Genomic DNA, 4,241 nt, shown 5'->3' on the forward strand with positions numbered 1-4,241 from the left:
GGCCACGGCGGTGACGACGGCCCGGTCGGGCATCGGCAGCCTGACCAGCGAGTGGCCACCCGTGCCCGCATCGGCCAGGGCGGGACCGCCGATCCCGGCCACGACGACCGCGCCGCACGCCGCCAGCACGAGGCGGCGGGCGACCCCGCGCGGCTCGACGACAGGCACGTGGCCACGCACGACGTCCACCACGGTCGCGGTGGTGACGAGCCACAGCCACGCGGCGCACCCCACGAGGGCGGCCGCGGACACGGCGACCAGCAGGTCCTCGAAGGTGCCGTGCCACGTGGCCGACGAGACCAGCGATGCGGCCGCGCCGGCCACCGTGGAGCAGGTGCCGAGCACCCCAGCGGTGACGAGCAGCCACACCGCCACGCAGCGGCCCGTGGAGGAGGGCGTCGACCGAGACATCGCCGAACCTTTCGTTTGCGTCCGTTTGCATCATTTAAGGTAACGATGAGTTCGATGTCAACGGGTTGTGCACAGGGCGGTTAGGCTCGAGCCATGGCTCCGCACCCCTCCTGGGACGAACAGCTCTTCGCGCTCTTCGACGACCTGGAGGGCCAGGCGACGGCGCTGTTCGATCTCGAGCGCGACGCCGAGCTGATCGACCGCAGCCGCGCGGAATATCACCGCGTCACCTTGGACTCGAGGCTGATGGCCAGCGTCGGCCACCGTCTGGTGCTCACGGTCGCGGGCGTCGGGCGGGTCGAGGGCGAGCTGCAGCGGATGGGGCTCGGCTGGTGCCTGGTCAGCGGTCACGCACAGGACTGGATCGTCCGCACGGCCCGCATCCAGGTGGTCCAGGGCGCCTCGGCGCGCTCGGTCCCGGAGGTCGCCTGGTCGCCACTGCACGAGCTGGGCGTCTCCTCGGCGCTGCGCAGACTCGCGGCGTCGCAGGTGCGCTGCGTCGTCCACCTCGTCGAGGGCGGCCAGCTGGAGTCCGTCGTGCGCCGGGTGGGCTCCGACTTCGTCGAGATCAGCACGCCCAGCCAGGAGCGCGAGCTGATCGCCTACGACGCGATCAGTGCGGTGCAGAGCCGCGACTGAGCCGCGGTCTCGGCGACGCGCTCAGGTCGCGTCGACGTCGTACGGCGGGCGCTGGCCCTCGGCCAGGACGGGCGGCGCCACCGGGCGGATGTCCTCGTCCTCCATCGCCTCGATGATGTGGCGCCGCACGATGGTGCGCGGGTCGAGGTCGCGCAGCTCGAGGTCGGCGTAGTCGGGGCCCAGCTCCTCGCGGAGCTCGTCGCGCGCGGAGTTGGCCATGACTCGCGCCTTGCGCAGCATGATGCCGGCCTGCTTGGCCAGCACCGGGAGTCGGTCGGGCCCGAAGGCGATCACCGCGACGAACGCGATCAGCGCCAACTCAGCCAGCCCGACACCGAACATGGATCAGAACTTCGCGCTCGGAGTGAGGCCGAGCTGCATGCCGGCCAGGCCACGACCGCGCCCGATCAGGGCGTCGGCGATCTTCGTCAGCTCGAGCGCGGCGGCCGCGGTGGGATCGGCGTCGACGATCGGCTTGCCCACGTCGCCGCCCTCGCGCAGTGCGGGATCGAGCGGGATCCGGCCCAGCACTGCGACGTCGTAGCCGAAGCGCTGCGACAGGGTCTCGGCGACGCGATCGCCGCCGCCAGTGCCGAAGACCTCCATGGTGGAGCCGTCGGGCAGGGTCAGGAAGCTCATGTTCTCCACGACTCCGACCACGCGCTGATGCATCATCGAGGCCATCGTGCCGGCCCGCTCGGCGACCTCGGCCGCCGCCTCCTGCGGCGTCGTGACGACCACGACCTCGGCACTGGGCAGGTGCTGGCCCAGTGAGATGGCGACGTCGCCGGTGCCCGGAGGCAGGTCGAGCAGGAGGACGTCGAGGTCGCCCCAGTAGACGTCGGAGAGCATCTGGACGAGCGCCCGGTCGAGCATCGGGCCGCGCCAGGCAACGACCTGGTCGCGACGCGGCTTGAGCATGCCGATGGAGATCACCGAGACGCCGCTGGCGGTCGGCACCGGCATGATCAGGTCGTCGACCTGCGTCGGGCGCGCGTCGGCGATGCCGAGCATGGCCGGCACCGAGTGGCCGTAGATGTCGGCGTCGACGATGCCGACCCGCAGGCCCGTCTTGGCCATGGCGAGAGCGAGGTTGACGGTGACCGAGGACTTGCCGACGCCGCCCTTGCCGCTGGCGATGGCGTAGACCTTCGTCAGTGAGCCCGGCTGGGCGAAGGGGATCTCGCGCTCGGCCTTTCCGCCGCTGAGGACCTCCTTGAGGCCGGCCCGCTGCTCGGGGGTCATCACGCCGAGCGTGAGATCGACGCCGGTGACGCCCGGGACCGCGGTGACGGCGGCGGTCACGTCGCGGGTGATCGTCTCCTTGAGCGGACAGCCCGCGACCGTGAGGAGCACGGTGATGGCGACCTCGCCGCTCTCGGCGACGACGACCGAGTCGACCATGTTCAGCTCGGTGATGGGGCGCTTGATCTCGGGGTCGTTGACCTGCGCGAGTGCTGCGGTGATCTGCGAATGCGTGGGGGTGCTCATGATGGGCACGAGTCTACGAGCCGTCCGGGCGGATCAGCCGGCCGGTGGCTCATCGCGGTCGTCATCCGCGTCACCGCGGGCGAGCTCCTCGATGTCGCTGTAGAGCCCCTTGAGCTCCGAACGCAGGAAGTCGCGGGTCGCGACCTCGCCCACCGACATGCGCAGCGAGGCCACCTCGCGCGCCAGGAACTCCATGTCGGCGTGGGCGCGGGCGTTGGCCTGGCGATCCTGCTCGGCCACCACCTTGTCGCGGAACTCCTGGCGGTTCTGCGCGAGCAGGATCAGCGGTGCGGCGTACGACGCCTGCAGGCTCAGCATCAGCGTGAGGAAGATGAACGGGAACCGGTCGTAACGCCACTCGGCCGGCGCCAGCGTGTTCCAGGCGATCCACGCGGCCACGAACAGCGTCATGTAGATGAGGAACTTCGCGGTGCCCATGAAGCGGGCGAACTGCTCGGCGAAGGACCCGAACGCGTCGGCGTCGTAGGCCGGGCGACGCATCAGGGGTGGCCGGCGGGTCTCGCGGGGAGTGTCGAGGCGCACGCGGGCGCGGGATTCGCTCACCGGCCACCACCTGTGATCGGTCCCGGCCGCTCCGCCTGGTCACGCCAGTTGTCGGGCAGCATGTGGTCGAGCAGGTCATCGACCGTCACGGCGCCGAGCAGCCGTCCCTCGTCGTCGACGACGGGTGCCGCGACGAGGTTGTACGTCGCCAGGTGCGCGGCCACCTGATCGATCGTCGCGTCCGGGCGGAGCGGGTCCATCGACTCGTCGAGCGCGGCGGCCACCAGCGTCGAGGGAGGCTCGCGCAGCAGCCGCTGGATGTGGGCGGCGCCGAGCAGCCGGCCGGTCGGGGTCTCCAGTGGCTGGCGGCAGACGTAGACGAGAGCAGCCAGCGCAGGCGTGAGCTCGGGATTGCGCACGTGCGCGAGTGCGTCGGCGATGGTGGCGTCGGGGGACAGGATGACCGGCTCGGGGGTCATCATGGCGCCCGCGGAGTTGTCGGCGTAGGACATGAGGCGGCGGACGTCCTCGGCCTCGTCGGGCTCCATCAGGCCCAGCAGGACGGCGGCCGTGTCGGGGTGGAGGTCGGCGATCAGGTCGGCGGCGTCGTCGGGGGACATCTCCTCCAGGATGTCGGCGGCGCGCTCGGAGTCGAGGTGCTCGAGGATCTCGACCTGGTCCTCCTCGGGCAGCTCCTCCAGCACGTCGGCGAGCCGCTCGTCGCCCATCGCGGCGACCACGGCGGAACGCCGCTCGGGCGGGAGCCCGTGGATCACGTTGGCCGCGTCGGCCGGACGCATCTCGTTGAGCGCGGCGATCAGCTGGGTGGCGCCCTGCGTCTCCTCGCGCCGGTCCAGGCCCTCGACGTCGCGCCACTCGAGCGTGTGCGTCTGGCCGCGCCGGCGGAACCCCTTCGACGGCTCCTGTACGGCGACGCGCGAGAGCACCCAGTCGCGGTTGCGCGCCTGCTCCATCGCGACGTCGTAGACCGTTCCCTGGACGCCGGTCTCCTTGATCACCACCCGGCGGTCGAGCATCTGCCCCATGACGAGCGTCTCGGTGGAGCGCTGCTCGAAGCGGCGCATGTTGAGCAGGCCGGTGGTGTAGACCTGCCCGCTGTCGATGTTGGTGACCCGGGTCATCGGCACGAAGATCCGGCGCCTGCCGAAGACCTCGGCGACCAGGCCCAGCACCCG

The 4,241-nt window shown here is 71.3% G+C and carries 6 protein-coding genes; 1 reads left to right on the top strand and 5 read right to left on the bottom strand.

From position 1 onward, the window contains the following. A partial coding sequence (locus RMO85_RS00240) for a hypothetical protein (protein ID WP_310525703.1) occupies positions 1–411 on the bottom strand: 411 nt, incomplete at its 3' end. Positions 412–504: 93 nt separating this feature from the next. On the opposite strand from RMO85_RS00240, the gene RMO85_RS00245 reads away from it, so the two are divergent. Next, entirely contained in the window at positions 505–1,050 is a 546-nt protein-coding gene (locus RMO85_RS00245) for a hypothetical protein (RefSeq protein WP_310525704.1), read from the top strand. Positions 1,051–1,071: 21 nt separating this feature from the next. Here RMO85_RS00245 and RMO85_RS00250 read toward each other — a convergent pair whose 3' ends face one another. From RMO85_RS00250 to RMO85_RS00265, 4 genes are all read right to left on the bottom strand, one after another. Continuing rightward, the gene (locus RMO85_RS00250) at positions 1,072–1,392 is read right to left on the bottom strand and encodes a sec-independent translocase (protein ID WP_310525706.1); all 321 of its coding nucleotides are present in this window, start codon (positions 1,390–1,392) and stop codon (positions 1,072–1,074) included. A gap of 3 nt (positions 1,393–1,395) precedes the next feature. Continuing rightward, a complete protein-coding gene (locus tag RMO85_RS00255) occupies positions 1,396–2,541 on the bottom strand; it encodes an Mrp/NBP35 family ATP-binding protein (protein ID WP_310525707.1) in 1,146 nt (381 codons plus the stop codon). A 33-nt stretch (positions 2,542–2,574) separates the two neighbouring features. After that, positions 2,575–3,105 carry a DUF1003 domain-containing protein gene (locus RMO85_RS00260; RefSeq protein WP_310525708.1) on the bottom strand — a complete coding sequence of 177 codons (531 nt, stop codon included), beginning with the start codon at positions 3,103–3,105 and terminating at the stop codon, positions 2,575–2,577. Continuing rightward, positions 3,102–4,241: magnesium transporter MgtE N-terminal domain-containing protein (locus tag RMO85_RS00265; RefSeq protein WP_310525709.1), on the bottom strand; the 1,140-nt coding region annotated here is incomplete at its 5' end. The genes RMO85_RS00265 and RMO85_RS00260, both read right to left, overlap by 4 nt.

The organism is Nocardioides sp. (genome assembly GCF_031422975.1).
Lineage (GTDB): Bacteria > Actinomycetota > Actinomycetes > Propionibacteriales > Nocardioidaceae > Nocardioides.

Coding starts and splice junctions, on each gene's coding strand:
- RMO85_RS00255 (WP_310525707.1), bottom strand. CDS start 2,541: ATGAGCACCCCCACGCATTCGCAGATCACCGCAGCACTCGCGCAGGTC.
- RMO85_RS00250 (WP_310525706.1), bottom strand. CDS start 1,392: ATGTTCGGTGTCGGGCTGGCTGAGTTGGCGCTGATCGCGTTCGTCGCG.
- RMO85_RS00245 (WP_310525704.1), top strand. CDS start 505: ATGGCTCCGCACCCCTCCTGGGACGAACAGCTCTTCGCGCTCTTCGAC.